The sequence below is a fragment of the Novispirillum itersonii genome, assembly GCF_014205675.1.
Classification (GTDB): domain Bacteria; phylum Pseudomonadota; class Alphaproteobacteria; order Rhodospirillales; family Rhodospirillaceae; genus Novispirillum; species Novispirillum itersonii_A.
Genome location: NZ_JACIIX010000002.1, coordinates 398,344 through 421,207, shown reverse-complemented (window position 1 = coordinate 421,207; position 22,864 = coordinate 398,344). Strand labels below are relative to the sequence as shown.

The window sequence follows — 22,864 nt, the reverse complement described above, 5'->3', positions numbered from 1 at the left end:
CTTGTCTAACAGCGGCGCCACCATGGTGACTTCCAACTCAGCTTCCCACCAGCTCTTCGCTGCGGCCCGCGTCGTCGGGAGGCGCTTTATAGGTCTGCACAACGCAACCGTCAAACACTATTTTCAGGAAAATGACTCTTTTTGCGGGGCTTAGCGGATCTGCTACACCAGAGACAGCTCCAGACAGGCACACTCCGGTCGCCCCTGATAAGGAGAAAAGGCCGGGCCGGGACGAAAGCCGTGCCGCTGATAAAACGCTATGGCCCGTTGATTGGCCCAGCGCGTTTCCAGACAAACTTTCCCGAAGCCCAAGGCTCTGGCCTGATCCAGTAAATACTGCAAGACCAACGCACCGGTTCCCGGATACTCGGGATCTGCGAACATGCGCTTGATCTCTGCACAGGCCGGATCCTCCGGGCGGGGCAACAGGGCACCACAGCCAACGGCCTGCCCGGCACATTCAGCCATGGCAAAGACTTTGCGGTCTTCCCACTCCGCCCATGCGGCAAAGCCCGCCCGACCATCCGCCCCGAAGGTTTCAGCCAGATACGCAGACAGCCGATTCATCAAGGCTACGGCCTCCGGTGCCTCAGGGCTGGCAGACCGTACCGTCACGGCAGACAGTTGCTTGTGAAAAATCACCGTCGGATGCAGAACCCCGTCAGGAGTGACCGCAAAATCCGGAATTCGCCCACTCTCCTGATAACCGAGGCGACGATAAATCCCTTCCGCGAGACTCCCGGCTTCCGTATCCAGAACAATCAGGGTTCGCCCCCGACGTCGGGCTTCTGCTTCTGCGGCCCGCATCAAAAACCGGGATGCGCCCTGCCCCCGGGCCCGGCGATGGACCAAAAGCTTGCCCAGATCCGCACGATGGCCACCGTTCTGTGGCATTGCCAACCCCAGCTGAACACTGCCGACAAGCAGCCCCTGCCTGTGCAGGGTCAGCACCGCCCGTTCCCCGGCCGCCACTGCATCGGCAACGCCTTGCCAGTACCGGCGTAAACGATCCGGTTCCGCCGGACGGAGAAACCCGATGCTGGCTCCACCCTCCACACAGTCTGCCAACAGGTCCACCAACGCCTCCAGAGAAGCCCGGACCTGATCAGCGGTCAGAGACGCCAGCACAAAGGGTTCCGCCGGGCGGTCCGGCGAGACTGAAGACATCATGATCATCATCCTTGAAGTCGGTGCCCTAATCAGGGGCGGATCATCGTCAGCACATAGCAGGCATCGCAGTCCCCCGGATTATAAAACCGGGATGCGCCAAACAGCCGGTAGCGCAGACAATCCCCTTCCGAGAGACTGTAGCGGCTTCCATCCACCTCCAGCGACAGGGAGCCACTGAGAAGCCAGAGATGATGTTCAAGGCCGAGAAGAGGGGAACGGTCATAGCGGATATCCGCCCCTGAAGGCAGGCGGCCTTCAATCATTTCCCCCAGAAACATCCGTGCCGGCGGCGAGATCATACGGCGGATGAATCCGGTTTCCGGGTCAGCCCAGACCGCCTGATCCGCCGCACGGACCAACGAGCTTCCTTCATCCTCAACGGCGGCAATCAACCGGGATAGAGGCGTCTGGAACACCGCGCACAGGGCCCCGAGCATTCCGGCAGTCGGGCTGGTTTCCCCACGCTCCAGCCGGGACAGCGTTGCCCGGCTGATTCCGCTTTTCTCCGCCAGCTGATCCAGAGAAAATCCATGTTCCAGCCGGAGGTGCGCGAGCCGGGCCGTCAGGCGGGCTTCCAGAGACGGGGCGTCGGTTGGTTCAGAAGCAATCACAGCACGGTCTCCAAATTCCCATACGGGAGAATATATCTCCAATTTGAGAATTTGGAAGCACCTTATTTACCGGACTCAAAGAGTCTGTCCTCTGCGGACAGAAACCCCGATCACTCCCCCTGCGCCTCCAGACGGTCAAGGCATTGCTGCTCCAGCCGGTCGATCTCATGCAGAATGCTGTCGATGTCTTCCCGTTGGCGGGCCAGACTGATCCGCCGCTCCTGCACCTTGCCCAGCAGATGGCGCAGCTGCCCGGCTTCCCCCGGTTCCGCATCATAAAGATCCAGAATTTCCTGAATCTCGCGCAAAGAAAACCCAAGCCGCTTGCCCCGCAGAATCAGGATCAGCCGCACCCGGTCCCGTGGACTGTAGAGGCGGCGCTGGCCATCCCGGCGCGGCGAGACCAATCCCTTATCCTCATAGAAACGGATCGCCCGGGCCGTTACACCAAATTCGGCAGCCAGCTCGGAAATGCTGAACTCCCGCTCCAGCGCAGCCGCATGGCGGTCAGATGTGGCGGGGGCTCCGGCAGCCATCTTCATGACAGGTCTCTCCTGAAGTGCGTCACCCCGGCACCGATCCGGGTCAAGATCATTGGCTATAGTTTACGTAAACGTAAAGGCAAGTCCAGAACTTCCGTAACGGAAAGGCTTCAGGGTGGGACTCCCTCAGCAGGTCATCTGAGAGCCGGGCCAGACAGAGGAATTGACCACCCCCGCCATTTCCGTACTGTGTCTGCGGTCTCTCGCCCCCGGAGCGTTCCGTCATGCCTGCCTCCCCGCTTAAGCCTGTTTCCGTTTTTACGGCCCTTGCCCTTTTGGGCTCCGTCTTTGTTGCCCTGTGGCCGCATGCTTTTCCGGCAGGGGCCGCAACGGAGTGGCATGCCGCCGCCGTCGTGCTCGGCGGATTGACTCTGTGGGCGACCGGGGCGATCCCCGAGGCGGCAACGGCTATCCTCTTCTTTGCCGCCGCAATCCTTCTGAAAGTGGCCCCGGCAGAAGAGATTTTCTCTGGCTTCACCTCCAAAGCCTTCTGGCTGGTGTTCGGCGGGCTGTTGATGGGAATGGCCGTCAAGCGCAGTGGGCTGGGGGAACGGATGGCCCACGCGCTGGTCGGCCGGGTCGGAACCAGCTGGCTGGCCCTGTGCTGGGGCATTGCCGGAATCGGGATGCTTCTCGCTTTTATCATGCCGTCCAGTATGGGGCGGGTCATGCTGATGCTGCCGGTGGTGATGGGGCTGGCGGACCGCCTTGGCTATGCCCCGGACAGCCGGGGCCGCACCGGCATGGCCCTGATGACCGGAATGATGGGTCTGGGGCCCGCCGTCGGCATTTTGCCCGCCGTTGTGCCGAATAACGTGATGACCGGGGCCGCAGAACGCCTGTACGGCCTGAGTTTCGACTATTTTTCCTGGCTGATCGCCGCCTTCCCCACCCTTGGCATTCTGAAATGCCTGCTGATTGTCGGCGTAACCTGGAAGATGTTTGCCGAAGATCCGCCCCGGCAGGCGCAGGAAGCGGCTCCCGGCCCGATGAGCGCCGAAGAAAAGCGCCTGTCCCTGCTATTGGCGGTAACCCTGCTGCTGTGGCTGACCGATCGCTGGCACGGCATCAGCCCGGCGTGGATTTCCCTTGCCGGCGGAGCGGCCTGCCTGCTGCCGCCCCGCCCGCTGGTACCGATGGCGGCCTTCAATGAAAAAATGAGCCACGGATCCCTGTACTATATCGCCGGACTGATGGGACTGGGCGCGGTGCTTGCCAGCTCAGGGCTGGGGAACCGCCTGGGCGACAGCCTGTTGACCATCATGCCCCTGTCTGCCGACCACCCGGTTCTGTCCTGGCTGTCACAGGTGCTTCTCACCACGGCGGTTGCCGTGGGGGCGACCGTGCCCGGCACCCCGGCCATCATGACCCCCATGGCACAGGCGATGGCCGAGGCCAGCGGCACGACACTGACCATGACCCTGATGACGCAGGCCGTCGGCTATTCCAGCATCGTCCTGCCCTATCAGGTCCCGCCCCTGATTCTGGCGATGCAGCTTGGCGGTGTCCGGATACAACCTGCTGCCCGCTATACGCTGGCCCTGTTGATCCTGACGGTGGTACTGGTCTGGCCCTTAACCTACGCGTGGTGGAAACTGATGGGGCTGCTGCCGTAAAGCCGCCCTGTCGATTGCCGTCCGCCGGGCAAACCATTAAGATAAGCCATACTTTCCCGCCGCACCGAATTCCGGGCTCCCCCTTCCCTGCGGCTGCCTGTCAGGATCCGTCCGATGAACGAGTTCAGTCTTCAGTCCATCCGCGTTCTGGTTGTTGACGACAACCCCCACTTCCGCCGCCTGCTGGTCAGCGTTCTCGCCTCCATGGGCTGCCGGATGATTGAGGAAGCCGCCGACGGGGCGGATGCGCTGAAGGCTCTTGGCCATTTTCCGGCGGATATCGCCCTTGTTGACTGGCATATGGCTCCCATGGACGGGCTGGACTTCACCCGCGTTGTCCGCACCAGCCCTGACAGCCCGAACCCGCATCTGCCAATCCTGATGCTGTCGGGACATACCGAACTCCGCCTTGTTCTGGAAGCCCGTGATGCCGGGGTCCATGAATTCATCGCCAAACCGATTTCTGCCAAGACCCTGCAAACCCGCCTACAGGCGACCCTGCTGTCCCCGCGCCCGTTTGTCCGCTCAGGATCTTACTTTGGCCCGGACCGCCGCCGCCGTCAGGTGCCCCTGAAGGGGCCGGACCGCCGCCGCAAGGCATAACCAGACCGGAACTTCCACCGCCGCGTGTGGTCACCGGGGTGGCTTTAAACCTCTTTCTGAAAACAGCCACTCTGAGATATAGTGTTTCTCTGTGTTGGGGCTTTAAGATGGGACCCGACGGCCAGAAGCGGACTGACAACCGCTGCCTGATACCGCCCCGGCTGCATGGCCGGGCCTTTCCACGGGGGGTGGAGAGCGTGTGACGGCAGAGAGGCGGCCCGCAGTGTCCGGACCGGAACAGCCCATCAGAACAGGACGGCAATGAGCGGTTATAATCTCGAGCGTCTGAATTTTCTGGTTGTGGACGACAACAAGCATATGCGTGCGCTGGTGAAAACCATTCTGCATGCGCTGGGATCGAAAAACGTCCACGAAGCCGCTGACGGAGCGGACGCCTTCAAAGAACTGCGCCATTTCCCCGCTGATATCATCATCTGTGACTGGAACATGTCCCCACTGGACGGGCTGGACTTTGTGCGTCTGGTCCGCACCGGCAAGGACAGCCCCAATCCGTTCGTGCCGATCATCATGCTGACCGGCCATACCGAAATGCACCGGGTGATTGAAGCCCGCGATGCCGGGGTCCATGAGTTTCTGGCCAAGCCGATCTCGACCAAGGACCTGTACTCCCGCATCAAATCGATTATCGATAAACCCCGGCCCTTCATCCGTGCCGGCCTCTATTTCGGCCCGGAACGCCGTCGCCGCCAGATTGACTGGAAGGGACCGGAACGCCGGAAGGCCCACCTACAGGCCGTCCCCCAGCCGGAAACCGGCGGCGGCCTGAGGCAGGCCGAAGTGGAAGCCCTGCTCGGGGGTTGATCCCTCCGGGCAATGGCCATCACCGACGCCGGACTTCTGTCTGTACCGACACACTCTTTCTTCCTTCCAAAACCGGCTCCCGCTCTCTCTCCTCTCTGTTTCAGCCATACCCGGCTGTACCGCAGGGGATCCGGTGGCGAAGTACCCAAGGAATTTGGTGCATTTTCACCATGGGTGTGGAATGCTCGGATCACATGTATGCTGCCTGACGTTTGGAAGAGAACCGGCCACATATCCGTATATGTACCGATTGTCTTCTGAAGATTCCGGGCCGTTTACAGTGTATTGACCCGGGCAAGAATGTGCCCGGCGCACCAAGAATTGGACGGAGCTGAGATATGGATAATCAGGAACCGGTGGCAGCCACCATTATCAAACCGCCGACCAAGGTCGAAGTCATTCACCCGCCGACCAATCTGCGCGACAAGGTCCGCATCTCGGCGGACGGCGTGAATCCCGAACTGCTGGAAAAGGCCGAACAGATCATCGCCAATCTGGCACCGTCCTATCTGGAGTGGGTGGAAGACGACCTGCGCCGGGCTCAGGCCCTGCTGGAGCAGATTGAAAACTGCACCGGGGACGATGCCAAGCCCCTGCTCGCCGATCTGTTCACCATCGTCCATGACATCAAGGGACAGGGCGGCAGCTTCAATTATATGCTGATGACTGCGGTTGGCAAATATCTGTGCCGCTTTATCGAAGCGGTCCAGAATGCCCCCCGCCCCAGCCATTGGCCGGTTCTGCGCGTGCATGTTGATGCCCTGCGCCTGATCATCGGCGACCGGATGGAAGGGGATGGCGGCGTCACCGGCGACCGCATCCTGCGCGGTCTTGCCGCCACCATTACCAAGACCATCGGCCAGATTGATCTGAGCTGACCGTCTGAGGACGTCACCGCAGGTATCAGCGGTACAGGGGAAAAAACCCGCCCTCCCGGAGGCAGACCGTCTTTCCCGACACAGCAAAGGGGCCCGCCCTTCCGGCGGGCCCCTGCTAATTCTGCCTTATACGACTTATGGCCCCATCCCCGGTTCAGCCCAGCGGTTGGGATGCGGGTGGGTGTTGTAGAAATCAGTGATGATCTTCCACCCTTCCTCGGCCGTCTCGACGAAGTGGAAGATGTCCAGATCCTCGGGGGAAATGGTTCCCTCCTCCACCAACGCCTCAAAGTTGATCACCTTTTGCCACCAGTCCTTTCCGAACAGCAGCACCGGAATCCGCTGGATCTTCCCGGTCTGGATCAGAGTCAGGGCCTCAAACAGCTCGTCCATGGTGCCAAAGCCACCGGGGAAGCAGGCCAGAGCCTCCGCCCGGATCAGGAAATGCATCTTGCGGACGGCGAAATAGTGGAAATTGAAGCTCAACTTCGGAGTGATGTAGGCGTTGGGGAACTGCTCATGCGGCAGCACGATCGACAGCCCGATGCTGTCAGCCCCAACGTCAGACGCCCCACGGTTGGCCGCCTCCATAATCCCCGGTCCACCGCCGGTACAGACGACATAACGGCGATGCCCCGGCACCTGACTGTGCTCCGACACCTTGCGGGCAAAATCACGGGCCACCGTGTAATGGCGGCTGTTTTCAACGATCCGTTCCGCAATGGTCACGGCCCGCTGTGCCGCCGCATCCGCGGGAGTGGCGGCCGCCGTGGCCCGGGCCTCTTCCAGCCGCTGCCGGGCGACGTCCGGTTCCGGAATCCGGGCACTGCCGAACACCACAACCGTCGAAACCACCCCTTCATCCTGAAGCAGGATTTCCGGCTTCAGCATTTCCAGCTGTAGACGCACCGGACGCAGATCACGGGTGGTCAGAAAATCGACATCGGCAAAGGCCAGACGGTAGCTGTCAGACTCCGTCTGCGGCGTGGTTTTACGGGCCTGCCGCTCTTCGTGGGTGCGGCGGTCCTCGGCTGAGGTCGGGAAAGGAGAGTAGCGCCTGTTTTGGTCGGTCATTGGCCCCTCCATAGGACATTTCCGGTCGGAACATCACGGTTCCTTCCCTTTCAAGATGAAGGGGCAGGTCACAAAATGCAAGAACCACAAGGAGTTGCCAAACCGCTTATGGTTTCATTCCCATCAGGGCCAGCTGCCCCGCCGCCAGCAGAAGGGTCAGCAGGGTCAGGGGCACACCACTGCGGGCGTGGGTCAGGAACCCGATCCGGATCCCCTGACGGGCCGCTGCCTCAACCGCAATAATGTTGGCCATGCTGCCGGTGATCAGCAGATTTCCGGCCAGTGTCGACAGCAGGGCCAACCCATGCAGGAACAGTGGATCCCGGTCCGGCAGCAACGACAGCACCAACATATCGGCCGGAACATTGCCGATCGTATTGGATCCGATCAGCGCGACCGCAGACAGAACCCATGGATCCCGCAGAGACAACCCGGCTTCGCCCAGCGCCGCCAGCACCTGCGACGGCACCCCGGTCATCTGTGCGGCATGGGTGACAATAAACAGCGCGGCAAACAGGATCAGCAACGGCCAGTCCACCAACAGCAGGGTGCGGCGGGTGGCCAGACGGCGGCTGATCAACAGCGCCCCGGCCACCACCGTCACCCCCAGCGCCTGCGGCACCGGCAACGACAGCATCACCAGCAGGGCCACCGCCGCCCCGGCGGTTTTGATCAGGCCATGCCGGTTCAGGGGGATCGCCGCTACGGCAGATCCCGCAGCCGGGCCGGACGGCAACACCCAACGCCCGCGCCAGAACACCGCCATTCCCGCCCAGATCAGCAGCAGGGATGCGACGGCCACCGGCAGACAGAACAGAACAAAGGGCCAGAAGGGCAAAGCCCCCGCCTGCGCAATCAGAATGTTCTGGGGGTTGCCGATCGGGGTCAGTGCCGATCCGGCATTGGCGGCCAGCGCCAGTGCCAGCACAAACGGCCGGGGATCAAGCCCACGCCGCAGCAATCCCGCACACAGCAGCGGCGTGACCGCAAACACAACCACGTCATTGGTGACCAGCGCCGACAGCCCGCCGGAGACAAAAACCACCACCCCCAGAAGGCGGCAGGGGGCCAAAGGGGATACCGCCAGCCGGGCCGCACACCACTCATAGACCCCGGCCTCTCCGGCCTGTGCCGAGACAACCATCAGCCCGGCCAACACCAGCAGGGCGGAGAAATCAACGGCCCTGAGCGCCGCCGGACCATCCATCACCCCGGCGGCCATCAGAATGATAGCCCCAAGAACGGCAATTCCGGTGCGGTCCACCAGCAGCCCCGGAATACGGCCAACCGCCATCCCCAGATAAACCAGCCCGAACACCACCAACGTCAGCAGGGACATCCCCTCAGACATATCCATTCTTTCCATCACCGGCCGTGCGATCCATAGCGATCCTTACAGCACCGGCAGGCAGAAAGACAGCCCGTCAGACATCATCCCCCAGACGCTGATACAGGTCCTCGATAGCGCTGATGTTTGCAAAGAGCAGATCGACCAGGACCGGATCAAACTGCTGGCCCCGCTGCGCCTGAAAATAGGCCAGAACATCCTCGCGCGGCCACGCCGGTTTATAGCACCGGGCACTGGACAGAGCATCAAAGACATCGGCAATGGAGGTGATGCGGGCATCCAGCGGGATCTCCCCGCCTTTCAACCCACGGGGATACCCCAGTCCATCCCAGCGTTCATGATGGTTTCCGGCGATGCTGGCGGCACAGCGGATCACCTGAAGATCGGATCCGGTCAGCAGTCTCTCCCCGATCTCGACATGGGATTTCATCTGCTCCCATTCCTCCGGGGTCAGCTTGCCCGGCTTGTGAAGAATGTCGTCGGGAATCCCGATTTTCCCGACATCATGCAGCGGAGAGGCCTGCCGGATTACGTCCGCCTCCCGGGCATCCATGCCCACCGCCCGGGCCAGAATCCAGCTCAGTTCCGCAACGCGGCGCACATGGTTACCGGTTTCCTGCGACCGGCTTTCCACCGCTTCGCCCAACCTTTGCAACAGTTCGCGCTGGGTGGCGTCGATGGTGTTGACCATCTCCAGATTATCAAAGGCAATCGCGATGTTACGGCTGAAGACCTGAACCAGATTGGTATCGACATCCTTCGGGCGTTCCAGACCATCGAGGTACAGAACATTGACCGATCCCGAATAGCTGCGGAACACACACATCACCGAGGTCTCGTGATGCAGCACCCCTTCCACCACCGGTGACCCATCCAGCAGGCGGTAGAGTGCCGGAGGCAGGACCCGTTCCAGATCAATATCCCCGGCATCCTTGAAACGCCCGATCCCGGCAATGGTGCTCAGGCCACGCCCGCTGCCGGTCCCATGCAGCGCCACCCCGTCCAGGGTTCCGAAAAAAGCCCCCCGGTTGCTTTGCAGCAGAGCCCCCAGCTGCTCCAGCGCCCCCAGCGTAAACCGCTCCATCGACTGTTGGCGGAACAGGTCCTGACTGGACTGAATGATCAGGTTGAGCCCCCGCCGGTTGGCCTCCAGCGCGTTGATATCCCGCCAGGCCCGGAGGCAGGCAAACATCAGCGTTGTCAGCTTACGGGCGGTCAGTTCCGTTTTTTCCTTATAGTCGTTGATATCGTAGGACGCGATGACATCGCGCTCCGGGGCCTGCCCCGGCTGACCGGTGCGCAGCACGATACGGATCTGGCTGTTGCCCAGATCCTCGCGGATCCAGCGCACCAGCTCCAGCCCGGCGTGCTCGCTTTCCATCACCACATCCAGCAGCACCACGGCAATGCTGTCGTGTTCCGTCAGGAACAGTCTGGCCTGTTCCGCCGACTGGGCATTCAGGAACTCCAGCCCCCGTCCGGCAAAATGGAACCCCGACAGCGCCAGCTCGGTAATGCGGTGGACCTCCGGCTCATCATCAACGATCAGCACCGTCCATGGCGGATCTCCTGACAGGGCCTGCCGGGCCGTCCCTTCCGAAAGAGCGGCCGCCGCCGCCGGAGGAAGCCCGGCGACCCGACGTGGCCCCGGACCGAACATCAGTTTTTTCCCGGCCATTCTTCCTCCCCCCTTTGCTTTTGAGACGGCCCCCTTTCCGGGGATGGTTTTTAGCCAGATGGTTTTTAGGCCGACAGCAGGGACGGGATGCGGATCACCACCGTCAGCCCCTGCCCCGGCGCACTGCTGTAGTTGATGGTGCCCCGAAGCACGCTGGTCACCAGATTGTAGACAATGTGCAGCCCCAGACCGGTCCCGCCATTCCCCCGCCGGGTGGTGAAGAAGGGTTCCATGATCCGGCGGAGATTTTCTTCAGGCACGCCGACACCATCATCCTCCACCACCATTTCCACCCGGCCCTGTGGCAACGACCGGGCGGTGATACGGATTGTTCCGGCGGCCTCTCCGTCGTCGAAGCCATGAATGATGGCATTCATCAGCAGATTGGACAGAACCTGCGAGACAGCCCCCGGCACGGTGCGGACCATGACGGTCTCCGGAATATCCACCACGGTCCGCACCTGCGTCCGCCGCAGACGCGGCTGAAGACTGAACAGAACGGTCTCAACGTATTCGCGCAGCAGGATCGGGCGGATTTCGCCGTTGCTCTGGTCAACCGCCACCCGCTTGAAACTGGAAATCAGCTCCGACGCCCGCCGGAGGTTGACGCTGACCATGTCAACCGTCTGCACCCCGTTACGCAGGAACGTCTCAAAGAGGCTTTCCTCCAGCGCCCCGCCTTCATAGGCGGCCTGTAGGGTGTTCAGATGATCCTGCATCAGCGATGTCGCGGTGACCGCAATCCCGACCGGGGTATTGATCTCATGGGCAATCCCGGCCACCAGACTGCCGAGAGAGGCCATCTTCTCAGACTCCACCAGATCGGCCTGCGTCCGCCGCAGGTCATCCAGACTGCTCTGCAAGGCCCGGCTGGCCTTCTCCGCCTTGTTCTTTGCCGCTTCCAGTTCCGCCCGCGACCGCTGGATTTCCGTCACATCGGTATAGGTGGTCACAAAACCGCCGATCCCCGGGGGCAGAGGACGCCCGTCCACTTCAAGGATCCCCCCATCCGGACGGTTGCGGACGAAGTGATGCGGTTCCATCCGGGCCGCCAGCGCCATCCGTTCCGCGACCTGCTCCCCGACATCACCGGGGCCATATTCCCCGCGTTCGGCATTGAACCGGAAAAACTCTGCCAGAGAGGTCCCCGGCCGGATCAGCTCCTCGGGGAAGCCCAGAAATTCGACAAACCGCCGGTTACACATCCGCAGGCGCAAATCGGCATCAAAGACGGAAATCCCCTGCGAAATGTTGTTAAAGGTGGCATCCAGCAGGGCAAAATACAGCTGTAACTCCTGCGTCACCTGTTCCAGCCGGGTTTTCTCCGCTTCCAGACGCTCCTGCGTATGGATGATCTCCGTCATATCAGTGTAGGTGGTCAGAACCCCGCCAATGTCCGGCGGCAACGGATTGCGCCGGGTCTCCACAATGCGGCCACAGGGGGAGCGGTGCAGGAAACAGCGTGGTTCGAGAGTCTGGAGGCTCTGCATCCGATGCACGATCTCGGCCTCCACCTCAACATCCCCATACTGGCCGGTTTCCGCCATGTCCCGGACCAGCGCCTCGACCGGAACTCCCGGGCGGCGCAGATGCTCCGGCACCGCGAACATGTCGCTGTACGGCTGATTCTGGAACACCACTTTGAAATCACTGTCGATATACGTCACCCCCTGCGTCATGTTGGTGACCACCACATCCAGCACCGCCCGCTGCCGTTCCAGTTCCTCTGTCCGTTCCAGAACCTGCTGTTCGAGGGACTCATTCAGCGCCCGCAGCGAGGCCTCCGCCGCCAGACGCCGGTCGTTGTGCCACAGGCCGCTCAGCACATCGCCGACATAGGCCCCGAACATCTGCTCCTGACTGCTCCACTCCGGCTTGGCTTCCAGCGTCGAGACCACCATCACGCCAATGCACTGCCCTTCCGAGAAGACCGGGACCCCCATCTGCGATGTATAGGACTGCCCGCGGAACAGATGCTGCCGCAGCCCGGCCAGCCGTTCATCGGCGGCGACATCCCCGACCACAAACAGCCGTCCCCGCCCGATCCGCTCGAAGTATTCAGGAAAATCGGCAATCCGCAGGGGGTCTTCGGTAAAATGCCCGGTCCCGTGCGGCTCATAGATATCAACCGACTGAAGATTGGTGCACGTTTCATCCATCAGCCAGATGGCCGCCCGGTCGACTTCCAGTGCGGTGACGGCAATCTCGGTCAACGACCGGCAGGCCTGTGTCAGCGCCCCCAGGGTGATCGTCGGGTGGCGGTGAATGTACTGCATCGCATTCATCAGCAGGCGGTTCCGTTCCGAGGACCGGGCCAGAGCCAGTTCGGCTTCCCGCTGCGCGGTGATATCCTCGCAGAACGAGGCCACGCCGCAGATCCGCCCCCCCTTATCCCGCAGGGGGGTAACGTGCCAGCGGCAGATGATGACCCGCCCGCTGCGGGTCAAATTCTCATTCTCCGAGGTAAACGCCGCACCATCGCGCAGAATGCGGTAAACGCGGGGCACCACCTTGGCCACAGAGGCCGGCGTCAACAGGCGGTCCGCCCCCTCCCCCAGCATTTCAGCGGCGGTGTACCCAAAAATACGTTCCGCCTGCGCATTCCAGCCGATCACCTGAAAGCGGTCATCCCAGGTGATGATGGCAAAGGGCGCGGATGTGTACAGGGCCTCCAGCCATTGGGGAGATCCCAGCACATCAGACGCGGTGGCCGCTGTGGTTCCGGGAGATCTCATACTGCGGTTCTCCTGCCCGGCGGTAATGGCCGGTTAAACTCACGACAGGTGCGCGTCCCCACCCTGTGATGGTCTGGACGCATACATCAGGTCCCCCTGATAGTCAGACTAGCGGAGCCCGCAGGGCGCAACAATGAGCCATTCTGTTCATGGAACCGGGTCACCGGGCGCACCATTCCGGCCCAATTGCCGCCACAGTTGAAGATTAGCCTGCCACATAGATACGGGCACGGACTGCCACGGGCGGCAGGAAGAGGCGGAGGTGGACAGAGATGTTTTTGTACCGGACCGGACTGCTGTTGATCGCCGCTGTGATCGCCCTGCTGGCAGCCGTGATGACAACAGACATCGAGGACCGGATTGCCACAGCCCTGTGCCCGCCCCCGGTTCCCTCCCCTCAGGTCATCGGGGATGGAACCTGCGGATTTAATGCCGACATGCAGGCTATCGCCATTCTGGGCGCGGTCTTTGCTCTCGGCCTGATCCTGACCGGATTCGGACTTCTGCTGCGACGGCGGGACACCTCCCGCCGCCGGATGTTCGGGCCGCGCGGCTGACGGCAACCGGCCGATAAGAAGACAAAATATGACCGCCCGTTAACGGAACGCCGCCAAGGGCTGGCGCTGCTGTCCATCCGCATCGAAATTTTCGGGCGACAGCCAGTTGAGGTAGGCCTGACGCAGGGCCGGCCATTCACCGTCAAGGATCGAGAACCAGGCGGTATCGCGGTTCTGGCCCTTGGCCACCATATGCTGACGGAACAGCCCTTCGTAGGTGAACCCGAACCGCAGCGCCGCCCGTTTGGAAGGCTCATTGCTGTTGTTGCACTTCCATTCAAACCGGCGGTAGCCCAGATCGCGGAAGGCGTAATCGGCAAACAGGAACAAAGCCTCCGTCGCCGCCGGACGGCGGGAAACCAGCGGCCCCCAGTAGATACTGCCGATCTCAATCACCCCATGCGCCGGATCAATCCGCATCAGGGCCTGACGCCCAGCCACTTTGCCGGTGGCCTTGTCGATCACCGCAAAGAACAGGGGATCTTCACTGCGGGAAACCGTCTCCACCCACGACCGGAAGGAAGTACGGTCAGTCGGGGGCTGTTCAAACAGCCAGGCGAAACGGGCCCCGGCATCGGCAACAGCCGACTGCTCATACAGATCATCGGTATGGCGGTCAGCCTCCAGCGGCTCCAGACGCACATAGCGCCCTTCGAGAACCACCCGCTCTGGGCGCGGGCGCGGCGACCAGTCCGCGAGAGAGGCCGGATCGGATACAGCAGACATCAGCACAGACTCCAAAAAGCAATTTCACCGGTACAGCGACGGCTACAGTGACGGAAAATCCGGACTGCCAAAAGATCCAGTTTTGCAGGAAATGACGGGACCACTCCTGTTCACCACCCCTCTACCCCTGCAAAAGGACCTGCAAAAAAGGGAATGCAGCCAGTCCCTTTCAACCGTTCCGTCCGGAGGCGGAGCAGCTTATGTATGCGGTCCTCCCCGCACCCCCTGCGGGATCGGGACCGGTTTAAGGTCAAACTGCGGTTCACGTTTCAAGGACTCCCCCATGCACTCCGCTTCCGGAATTGACAGAGATGTCCATTCTGCCCCGTCCAGCCCGCCCCCGTCCGCTGTCCGTAAAGCCCTTCTGGCCCTGAGTGTCGGCGGTTTTGCCATCGGCACCGGGGAATTCGTCATCATGGGGCTTCTGCCGGATGCGGCGGCGGATCTGGGAGTTTCCATTCCCGATGCCGGGCATCTGGTCAGTATCTATGCCCTTGGCGTGGTGATCGGGGCGCCGCTGCTGGCCGTGCTCGGGGCGCGCTGGCCGCGCCGCCGCCTGCTGATTGCCCTGATGCTGTTTTTCGGGGTCGGCAATCTGGTCAGCGCCATCGCTCCGGCCATGACATCGATGATGACAGCCCGGTTTATCACCGGCCTGCCGCATGGCACCTATTTCGGGGTCGCCGCCCTTGTCGCCGCCGGTCTGGTCCCCCGCGAGAAACGGACACAGGCGGTGGCAATGGTTCTGATGGGGCTGACCGTCGCCACCCTGATCGGGGTTCCTGCCGTTGCCGCCATCGGGCAGGCCTTCAGCTGGCGCATCGCCTTCGCCATTGTCGGGGTCATCGGCGGCCTGACCGCTTTTCTGGTCTGGCGCTGGGTGCCGTTCATTCCGGCCAGCCGGACCGCCAGCCCGCTGCGGGAACTGGGAGCCCTGCGCCGGAAACAGGTTCTGCTGACTCTGGGCATCGGTGCCATCGGGTCCGGCGGGCTGTTTTCCATCTTCAGCTACGTCAAACCGACGATGACCGAACTGGCCGGGCTTCCGGAAAGCATGATCCCGCTGATCCTTGCGCTGTTCGGGGTCGGGATGATCACCGGCAATCTGGCCGGATCCCGCTTTGCCGACCGGGCGCTGGAACGTACCATTTTTGTGGTTCTGATCTGGGGCGGCTGCCTGATGGCAGCCTATTCCGTCACCGCCGGGCATCCGGTCCTCGGCCCCCTGACCATTCTGCTGGTCGGTACCATGGTTGCCCTCGCCGCCGCCCTGCAAACCCGGCTGATGGAAGTCGCCGGGGATGCCCAGACCATGGCCGCCGCCCTGAACCATTCCGCCTTCAACGCCGCCAATGCCCTCGGGCCATGGCTGGGGGGGCTGGCGATCAAGGCCGGTTACGGGTGGTCCTCAACCGGTCTGGTCGGGGCTGCACTGGCACTGGCCGGGCTGGGGGTCCATCTGTGGTCACGGGCCGATCAGCGGAAACGGCGGGGATAACCCCGCCCCGGTCAGCCCTGCGGCTGCCAGACCATTTGCAGACGGTCCGCCGTCTGCCCTTCGGGGCGGAACCCCATCCGCTGATACAGGGCCTGCGCCCGGGGATTGCGGTGCAGGACCGCAAGCCGGAGCGGAACCGAACGCTCTGCCGCCAGCACCTGTAATGCCTGTAAAATGGCCGACCCGATCCCCTGCCCCTGCCGGGCGGCGAGAACGGCAACCTCGATCAGCCGGATATCCTCTTCCCCCACATGAACGTACAGGCGCCCGACCGGCTGCCCCCGGCTGACCAGAAGCAGGAAATGGGCCCCGGCAAGACGCGTCGTCCAGTCGGTATGCTGGGCGGTAAACTGCTGGAGACAGAAGCTTTTGCGCATCTCCTCCGGCCAGTTCATGGCCGCCAGCTCGGCCTCGCGGGTCTGCCCGTACAGCCGCAACAGAAACCGGCTGTCCTCCGCCCGGCACGGACGCAAGACCACACCGGGCACCTGAAGGGGGCAAGGGGCCGGATTTACGGGAAAATCGATCATCAGTGGATAAAACCGTCGTCAGGAATTTTACGGAAGGACGTGAGCCCCCACAGAAATTATAATCCTATAATTGCTTTTGAAAGAAAATACACTTTTTAGATTAATCAATCATAGGGCGATCCTATTTCCGTCAATGCGTCCCTCTTTTCAAGCCCGACAGAGATCGGCACGAGAGCCCTCTCTGTTTACAACGAAAAACACCGCCAGGAATTTCCTGACGGTGTTTTCGGATCCTGCGGCAATAGGGACAGGCCCGCAGCACCGCGAAGTCCTCCCAAAGGCAGAAGAGACGTCCTCATCAACCGGAAGATTTCTTCACGGATGAGCAGAAATCATTCCCACTCAATCGTGCCCGGCGGCTTGCTGGTGATGTCGTACACCACGCGGTTGACGCCCTTCACCTCGTTGATCACGCGGCTGGACAGGCGGGACAGGAAGTCATGGTCGAAGTGATAATAGTCGGCGGTCATCCCGTCGGTGGAGGTCACCGCCCGGATCGCCAGCGCGTAATCATAGGTCCGGCCATCGCCCATCACGCCGACGGTGCGCACCGGCAGCAGCACGGCAAAAGCCTGCCAGATAACGTCATACAGGCCAGCGTTACGGATTTCTTCCAGATAGATCGCATCGGCCTTGCGCAGGATATCCAGCTTTTCGCGGGTGATTTCCTGCCCCGGAATGCGGATCGCCAGACCCGGCCCCGGGAACGGATGGCGGCCGACCATTTCTTCCGGCAGGCCCAGTTCGCGGCCCAGCGCCCGGACTTCGTCCTTGAACAGCTCGCGCAGCGGTTCCACCAGCTTCATGTTCATGCGGTCCGGCAGGCCGCCCACATTGTGGTGCGACTTGATGGTGACGCTGGGGCCGCCGGTGAAGGACACCGATTCAATCACGTCGGGGTACAGGGTCCCCTGCGCCAGAAACTCAGCACCGCCGATCTTCCTGGCTTCCGCCTCGAACACGTCGATGAAGGTCTTGCCGATGATCTTGCGCTTCTCTTCCGGATCGGTCTTCCCGGCCAGCAGGCCCAGGAACAGATCGGAGGCATCGACATGCACCAGATTGATGTTGAACTGGTCGCGGAACACCCGCACCACCTGCTCCGACTCACCCAGACGCATCAGGCCGTGATCGACGTACACGCAGGTCAGCTGATCGCCGATGGCTTCGTGGATGATCGCCGCCACCACCGAGCTGTCAACGCCGCCGGACAGGCCACAGATCACCCGGCCGGAGCCGACCTGAGCGCGGATCTTGGCAATTTCGGTTTCGCGGAAGGACGCCATGGTCCAGTCGCCGGAACAGCCGCAGATGGTCCGCACAAAGGTGCGCAGCAGCTGGGCCCCATGCGGGGTGTGCACCACTTCAGGGTGGAACTGCACGCCATAGAAGCCGCGTTCATCATCGGCCACGGCGGCGAACGGCGCGCCTTCAGAGGTGGCGACGACGCGGAAGCCCGGGGCCAGCGCGGTGACGCGGTCGCCATGGCTCATCCACACCTGTTCGCGGGCGCCGGGGCTCCAGGTGCCTTCAAACAGGGCGCAGGCATCGGAAACCTCGACATAGGCGCGGCCGAACTCGCGGTGATCGGAGCCTTCAACCTTGCCGCCCAGCTGGGCCATCATGGTCTGCTGGCCGTAGCAGATCCCCAGAACCGGCAGCCCCATCCCGAACAGGCCCTGCGGCGCGCGCGGGGTGTCGGTTCCGGTCACCGAGGCCGGACCGCCGGACAGGATCACGCCCTTCGGATCGAAGGCGCGGATGCTGTCAACAGTCACCCGGTTGAACGGGTGGATTTCGCAGTACACGCCAGTCTCACGCACCCGGCGGGCGATAAGCTGAGTGACCTGAGAGCCGAAATCTACAATGAGGATGCGATCGGTCATGGAGGATCCGTACGGCTGGGGGTAAGAATCGGGATTGGCGGCACATTACAACACCTCGCCGCCTGTCTCTATGACAAATCACCGCCTCTTCCCCCGCCCGTTTCATGGCTGCCATACCGCCATCCCCCTCTATGCACAGACCCTTATAGACTGTAAGGTCGGCGGCTGGATTGGATACAATTATCCCATCCCAACCGGAACTTGAGCAGGGGTTTGGATCGTGACCGCTCTGTCGCATGTGGATGCTGTTGTCATCGGGGCCGGAATTGCCGGAGCCTCCATCGGGGCGGAACTGGCGCAGGACCGCAAGGTGGTGGTGCTGGAGGCCGAGGACATGCCCGGCTATCACACCACCGGCCGCTCGGCGGCGATTTTCATCGCCTCCTACGGCAATGCCACCATCTGCAAGCTCAACCGCGCCAGTCTGGCCTTTCTGCGCCAGCCGCCGGCGGAGTTTTCCGACGAGGGCTTCCTCAGCCCGCGCGGCAACCTCTACATCGGGCGGGCCGAGGACAAGGCGGCGGTTGATGCCCTGCACGCCGCCTCGCCGCACCTGATCCCCCACACCACCGAAGAGGCTCTGAAGCGGGTGCCGATCCTGCGCCCGGAAGCCGCCGCCTATGTGCTGGAAGAACCGGATTCCGAGGATATCGACGTCGCCCGCCTGCATCAGTGCTGGCTGCGCCGCCTGACCCGGGCAGGCAGCGAGGTGCGCTGCAACGCCGGTGTCACTGCCCTGTCGCGGGGGGCCGACGGCCTGTGGACGGTGGAAACCAAGGCGGGCACCTTTGTCGCCCCGCTGGTGATCAACGCCGCCGGGGCCTGGGCCGATGACATCGCGAAAATGGCCGGTCTGGCGCCGATCGGGCTCCAGCCGCTGCGCCGCACCGGGGCCATTCTGCCCGGCCCGGCGGAGGGCGGCTTTGATCACTGGCAGATGATCAACGACGTGATGGAACGGTTCTACTTCAAGCCCGATGCCGGAAAGCTGCTGGTCTCCCCGGTCGATGAAGTGCCGATGGATCCGCATGACGCCTATGTCGATGACATGGATCTGGCCGAAGGCCTGTACCGCTTTGAACAGGCGGTGACGCTGGAAGTCACCCGCGTTGACCGCTCGTGGGCCGGGCTGCGCACCTTTGCCCCCGACCGTAGCCCGGTGGTCGGTTTTGACCCCGGCACCAAAGGGTTCTTCTGGTTTGCCGGTCAGGGCGGCTATGGCATCCAGACCTGCCCGGCCATGGCGTGGCTGGGCTCGGCACTGGCAACCGGCCAGCCGCTGCGGGACGAACTGACCCGCGAGGCCTTCGACCCGCAGGAGGTCGCCCCGCGCCGGACCATGGTCAACCGGCTGAGAAAGCACTAAGCTGCCCCTCCCTTCCGGCCCGCCGTTTTCTCTCCGCCACGGGGAAGGACGGCGGGCCGTCTGACATCCGGCCCCCTGAGGACTCCCCCGACCATGACCCCTGCTGACCTGATCCGCACCGACGCCGCCCATGTCTGGCACCCGTTCACCCAGGCGATGACCGCGCCGGAGCCGGTACCGGTGGTTTCCGGCAAGGGAGCGGTGCTGACCACGGCGGACGGGCGGGAGATCCTCGACCTGATTTCTTCATGGTGGGTCAACCTGCATGGCCATGCCCACCCGGCCATCGCCGCCGCCATCGCCCGGCAGGCGGAAACGCTGGAACAGGTGATCTTCGCCGGGTTCACCCATGAACCGGCGGTGACACTGGCCAGCCGCCTGTGCGGCCTGCTGCCGGATGCGCTGACCAAGGTGTTCTTCTCCGACAACGGCTCCACCGCCGTTGAAGTGTCGATGAAGATGGCCCTGCAATATGCCCGCAACCGGGGGGAACACCAGCGCACCCGCTATCTGGCTTTCGACGGCGGCTATCACGGCGACACCGTCGGGGCGATGTCCGCCGGGGTGTCCTCGCGCTTTTTCGAGGCGTGGAAGGAAATGCTGTTCCCCGTCGATGTGCTGCCGGTGGCAGCAACATGGATCGACGACGAGGCAATCGGCCAGCGGGAGGCGGAAGCCCTGTCCGCCCTTGACGCCCACCTTGCCCAACATGGGGCCCAGACACTGGCGGCCATCATCGAACCGCTGGTGCAGGGGGCCTGCGGCATGCGGATGCACCGCCCGCAGTTCCTGCGCGGAGTGGTGGAGCGCCTGCGCGCCCATGGCATTCTGGTGATCTTCGATGAGGTGATGACCGGTTTTGGCCGGATGGGCGACCTGTTTGCCTGCCTGAAAGCCGCAGTGACCCCGGATTTCATCTGCCTGTCGAAGGGCCTGAGCGGCGGCTTCCTGCCGATGGCCGCCACCGTCACCACCGAAGCGGTTTATGACGCCTTCCGCGATGAACGGCTGGACCGGGCCTTCCTGCACGGCCATTCCTTCACCGCCAATCCGCTGGGCTGCGCGGCGGCTCTGGCCTCCCTCGACCTGCTGCTGGATCCGGCCTGCACCGCCGCCCGCGCCCGGATCGAGGCCCATCACCGGACCCATCTGGCGGCACGGCTGGCCGGACACCCGTTGGTCCGCCGCTTCCGCGTCACCGGCACCATCGCCGCCTTTGACGTGGAGACCGGCGACGGCGGCTATACCTCCTCCGTCGCCCCGGCCCTGCGGGAAAGCTTTACCCGTGATAACCTGCTGATCCGCCCGCTGGGCAACAGCGTTTACCTGCTGCCGCCCTACTGTGTCAGCGATGAACAGCTTGACCGCGCCGGAGACGGGCTGGAACGGGCGCTGAACAGCCTGTCCCCCGCCCCGCAGCGCCCGGCGGCCAGCGATATGTTCTGATGAAAAAAGGGGGCCTCATCGGCCCCCTTCTTCTTTACTGCGACATACCGTCGGCAAATTCGTCGTGCGGCATATGGTGCTTCTCATGCACCGGTTTGACCATCAGGTTGGCGATCAACCCGACCACCAGCAGACCGGCCATGGCGTACATGGTGGTGTTGTACAGGCTGGGGGTGGGGTCCACCGTGCCCGCCGGGGCAATTTCCATCAGGCGGGAAATCGTGACGGTCTTGGCCCGGATCAGCTCTTCCAGCTTGTCCACACCGGCCCCGAAGGTGGACTGGAACTTCGCCGGATCAACCTTCCCGGCCAGCACCTTCAGTTCCGACACCAGCGAGGCTTCGCGCAGTTCGGTCAGCACCAGCGGACCCAGCACCCCGGCGGTGGACCATGCGGTCAGCAGGCGGCCATGGATGCCCCCGACAAACTTGGTGCCGAAGATATCGGCCAGATAGGCCGGAATGGTGGCAAAGCCGCCGCCGTACATGGTGAAGATGATCATGGTGGCACCGTAGAACATCACCAGCCACATCACCGCCGGATGGGCGCTGACCTGCTGCGCCGCAAACGGCACCGAGCAGTACAGCAGGATTCCCAGACCGAAGAAGATGAAGTAGGTGTTCTTGCGGCCCAGAAAGTCGGAGCTGGACGCCCAGAAGAACCGCCCGACCATGTTGAACACCGAGATCATCAGCACATAGGTCGCGGCGAAACCGCCGTTGACGATCATCGGCAGGGTCGAGCCGAAGATTTCCGTCATCATGGTCTTGGCCACGCCCAGCACGCCGATCCCGGCGGTGACGTTGGCACACAGCACCACCCACAGGAAATAGAACTGCGGGGTCTTCAGGGCCTGATCGATATGCACATGACGGGTGGAGATCATCTTCTTGGCGCTGGTGTCGGCCTTCGGCGGGGTCCAGCCCTTCGGCAGCCAGCCTTCACGCGGCACCCGGTAGGAGAACGCCGCCGCCACCATCACGATCAGGTAGAGGATCCCGAGGGTAAAGAAGGTCGCCGCCGCGCCGGTGGAGCCGGTCCCGACCACATAGACGCCTTCCTGCCCGGGCACCGTCAGCTTGGCGGCTTCCTTGGCGGTCACCACCACCACTTCCTTCAGGGCTCCGCCAACCTGAGCAAAGCGCTTGCCGCCATCGGTGGTCAGGGCCACATCGGTGGCCTTGCCCAGATAGACCGGCGCTTCGTAATACAGCTTCAGCAGCCATTCCTTCAGCGGGGCACCGATCATCGCCCCGCCGCCGAAGCCCATGATCGCCATACCGGTGGCCATGCCGCGCCGGTCAGGGAACCAGCGGATCAGCGTTGACACCGGCGAGACATAGCCAAGGCCAAGCCCGCAGCCACCGATCACCCCATACCCCAGATAGACCAGCCACAGCAGGTGCAGATAAATCCCCAACCCGCCGAGCAGGATGCCGCCGCCCCAGCACAGCGCCGCCACGGTGCCGACCATGCGCGGGCCGACCTTTTCCAGCCACTTGCCGCCGATCGCCGCCGACAGCCCCAGAAAGACAATGGCGGTGGAGAAGATCCACACCACCTGCCCCAGCGACCAGTCGGCTGAGGAACTCGCCACCACCCCGAACTCCCGGGTCAGCGGCGGATTGAAGATGCTCCACGCATACACCGACCCGATACACAGGTGGATAGCGATGGAGGCGGGCGGAACCAGCCACCGGTTGTAATCGTCACCGGCGACGATCTGTTCCTTTTTCAGGCCTTCAAAGATGTTCATGAATCCTCCCGGGGAGGCAGCC

At 62.9% G+C, this 22,864-nt stretch carries 19 protein-coding genes; 8 read left to right on the top strand and 11 right to left on the bottom strand.

Annotation, left to right across the window (positions count from 1 at the left end; all coding sequences use genetic code 11):
• Nucleotides 1-162: 162 nt before the first annotated feature.
• From FHS48_RS05070 to FHS48_RS05060, 3 genes are all read right to left on the bottom strand, one after another.
• On the bottom strand, nt 163-1,167 hold the full coding sequence (locus FHS48_RS05070; RefSeq protein ID WP_260402354.1) for a GNAT family N-acetyltransferase: 1,005 nt from the start codon (nt 1,165-1,167) through the stop codon (nt 163-165).
• Between the two features lie 32 nt (nt 1,168-1,199).
• Complete coding sequence (locus FHS48_RS05065; protein ID WP_311769083.1) at nt 1,200-1,781, bottom strand: helix-turn-helix domain-containing protein; 582 nt, start codon at nt 1,779-1,781, stop codon at nt 1,200-1,202.
• A gap of 110 nt (nt 1,782-1,891) precedes the next feature.
• The gene (locus FHS48_RS05060; protein WP_416046500.1) at nt 1,892-2,323 is read right to left on the bottom strand and encodes a MerR family transcriptional regulator; all 432 of its coding nucleotides are present in this window, start codon (nt 2,321-2,323) and stop codon (nt 1,892-1,894) included.
• Nucleotides 2,324-2,547: 224 nt separating this feature from the next.
• Between FHS48_RS05060 and FHS48_RS05055 the strand changes: the two genes are divergently transcribed.
• From FHS48_RS05055 to FHS48_RS05040, 4 genes are all read left to right on the top strand, one after another.
• Nucleotides 2,548-3,939 (top strand): SLC13 family permease, encoded by a 1,392-nt coding sequence (locus tag FHS48_RS05055; RefSeq protein WP_184262006.1) that lies wholly within the window; start codon nt 2,548-2,550, stop codon nt 3,937-3,939.
• Nucleotides 3,940-4,053: 114 nt separating this feature from the next.
• Nucleotides 4,054-4,542: a response regulator gene (locus tag FHS48_RS05050; RefSeq protein ID WP_184262004.1), complete on the top strand. Its 489-nt coding sequence runs from the start codon at nt 4,054-4,056 to the stop codon at nt 4,540-4,542.
• Between the two features lie 261 nt (nt 4,543-4,803).
• A complete protein-coding gene (locus FHS48_RS05045; RefSeq protein ID WP_184262002.1) occupies nt 4,804-5,364 on the top strand; it encodes a response regulator in 561 nt (186 codons plus the stop codon).
• A gap of 338 nt (nt 5,365-5,702) precedes the next feature.
• Nucleotides 5,703-6,242 (top strand): Hpt domain-containing protein, encoded by a 540-nt coding sequence (locus FHS48_RS05040; protein WP_184262000.1) that lies wholly within the window; start codon nt 5,703-5,705, stop codon nt 6,240-6,242.
• 135 nt (nt 6,243-6,377) lie between these two features.
• Here the strand turns inward: FHS48_RS05040 and FHS48_RS05035 are convergent, their stop codons facing one another.
• From FHS48_RS05035 to FHS48_RS05020, 4 genes are all read right to left on the bottom strand, one after another.
• Entirely contained in the window at nt 6,378-7,316 is a 939-nt protein-coding gene (locus FHS48_RS05035) for an LOG family protein (RefSeq protein WP_184261998.1), read from the bottom strand.
• Nucleotides 7,317-7,422: 106 nt separating this feature from the next.
• Nucleotides 7,423-8,673 (bottom strand): SLC13 family permease, encoded by a 1,251-nt coding sequence (locus FHS48_RS05030; RefSeq protein WP_311769082.1) that lies wholly within the window; start codon nt 8,671-8,673, stop codon nt 7,423-7,425.
• Nucleotides 8,674-8,740: 67 nt separating this feature from the next.
• Complete coding sequence (locus FHS48_RS05025) at nt 8,741-10,342, bottom strand: DUF3369 domain-containing protein (RefSeq protein WP_184261996.1); 1,602 nt, start codon at nt 10,340-10,342, stop codon at nt 8,741-8,743.
• Between the two features lie 65 nt (nt 10,343-10,407).
• Nucleotides 10,408-13,077, bottom strand: a complete 2,670-nt coding sequence (locus FHS48_RS05020) for a PAS-domain containing protein (RefSeq protein WP_184261994.1) — start codon at nt 13,075-13,077, stop codon at nt 10,408-10,410.
• A gap of 272 nt (nt 13,078-13,349) precedes the next feature.
• On the opposite strand from FHS48_RS05020, the gene FHS48_RS05015 reads away from it, so the two are divergent.
• Nucleotides 13,350-13,634 (top strand): hypothetical protein, encoded by a 285-nt coding sequence (locus FHS48_RS05015; RefSeq protein ID WP_184261992.1) that lies wholly within the window; start codon nt 13,350-13,352, stop codon nt 13,632-13,634.
• A gap of 39 nt (nt 13,635-13,673) precedes the next feature.
• Here FHS48_RS05015 and FHS48_RS05010 read toward each other — a convergent pair whose 3' ends face one another.
• Nucleotides 13,674-14,360 carry a GNAT family N-acetyltransferase gene (locus FHS48_RS05010; RefSeq protein ID WP_184261990.1) on the bottom strand — a complete coding sequence of 229 codons (687 nt, stop codon included), beginning with the start codon at nt 14,358-14,360 and terminating at the stop codon, nt 13,674-13,676.
• Nucleotides 14,361-14,643: 283 nt separating this feature from the next.
• On the opposite strand from FHS48_RS05010, the gene FHS48_RS05005 reads away from it, so the two are divergent.
• On the top strand, nt 14,644-15,858 hold the full coding sequence (locus tag FHS48_RS05005; RefSeq protein ID WP_184261988.1) for an MFS transporter: 1,215 nt from the start codon (nt 14,644-14,646) through the stop codon (nt 15,856-15,858).
• A gap of 11 nt (nt 15,859-15,869) precedes the next feature.
• Here FHS48_RS05005 and FHS48_RS05000 read toward each other — a convergent pair whose 3' ends face one another.
• Together FHS48_RS05000 and guaA are read right to left on the bottom strand one after the other, a co-directional pair.
• Nucleotides 15,870-16,337, bottom strand: coding sequence for a GNAT family N-acetyltransferase (locus tag FHS48_RS05000; protein WP_184261986.1), 468 nt, complete (start codon nt 16,335-16,337; stop codon nt 15,870-15,872).
• Between the two features lie 383 nt (nt 16,338-16,720).
• On the bottom strand, nt 16,721-18,274 hold the full coding sequence (guaA, locus tag FHS48_RS04995; protein ID WP_184261984.1) for a glutamine-hydrolyzing GMP synthase: 1,554 nt from the start codon (nt 18,272-18,274) through the stop codon (nt 16,721-16,723).
• 220 nt (nt 18,275-18,494) lie between these two features.
• On the opposite strand from guaA, the gene FHS48_RS04990 reads away from it, so the two are divergent.
• Both FHS48_RS04990 and bioA read left to right on the top strand, forming a co-directional pair.
• Nucleotides 18,495-19,640, top strand: coding sequence for an NAD(P)/FAD-dependent oxidoreductase (locus FHS48_RS04990; RefSeq protein WP_184261982.1), 1,146 nt, complete (start codon nt 18,495-18,497; stop codon nt 19,638-19,640).
• Between the two features lie 93 nt (nt 19,641-19,733).
• Nucleotides 19,734-21,086, top strand: a complete 1,353-nt coding sequence (bioA, locus tag FHS48_RS04985) for an adenosylmethionine--8-amino-7-oxononanoate transaminase (protein WP_184261980.1) — start codon at nt 19,734-19,736, stop codon at nt 21,084-21,086.
• Between the two features lie 34 nt (nt 21,087-21,120).
• Here the strand turns inward: bioA and FHS48_RS04980 are convergent, their stop codons facing one another.
• Nucleotides 21,121-22,842 (bottom strand): OFA family MFS transporter, encoded by a 1,722-nt coding sequence (locus FHS48_RS04980; protein WP_184261978.1) that lies wholly within the window; start codon nt 22,840-22,842, stop codon nt 21,121-21,123.
• Between the last annotated feature and the right edge of the window lie 22 nt (nt 22,843-22,864).